We start from the raw sequence: 424 nt of genomic DNA, 5'->3' as shown, positions 1-424 counted from the left end.
CGCGGTTTGTAGGGCCGCGCCGGAAGGATGGCGGTGCCATAGTGCGCCGCCATCTCGGCGTAGCTGCGGTTGATCTCGGGCTCGTAGAAGCAGGCCCGGATCACGCCGGACTTCAAGTTGTCGGAGACCACCAGCGCCGGCACCGCGCCAAATGCAGCGAAGGCGCGGGTATGAGCGCCGATCCAATCTGGCAGCGCCTGGCTCCAGGTCGCCTCGGCGTAAGTCATGTTCGAGGCGCCCATGACGGCGATGAAGATCTCCGCCGGACGGACCGCGCCGGTCACCGGGTCGGTCACCGCCATCCGGGTGCCCGAGTAGTCGACGAACATCCGCTCGCCTGCGACATGGCGCTGGCGCATCACCGGCGAAAGGCGCCCGACCCAGCGGCGGTAATGCTCGCAAAAGGCCGAGTAGCCATAGCCGT

1 protein-coding gene is annotated in these 424 nt (G+C 67.5%); it reads right to left on the bottom strand.

The window, feature by feature from the left end; genetic code table 11:
- On the bottom strand, window positions 1-424 hold a 424-nt coding region (locus AAIL68_RS17625; protein WP_347141080.1), incomplete at both ends, for a DDE-type integrase/transposase/recombinase.

Source organism: Paracoccus sp. SSK6, assembly GCF_039770665.1.
GTDB lineage: Bacteria > Pseudomonadota > Alphaproteobacteria > Rhodobacterales > Rhodobacteraceae > Paracoccus.
Note: the sequence above shows the minus strand (reverse complement) of the source record. Positions and strands in the feature narration are given on the sequence as shown.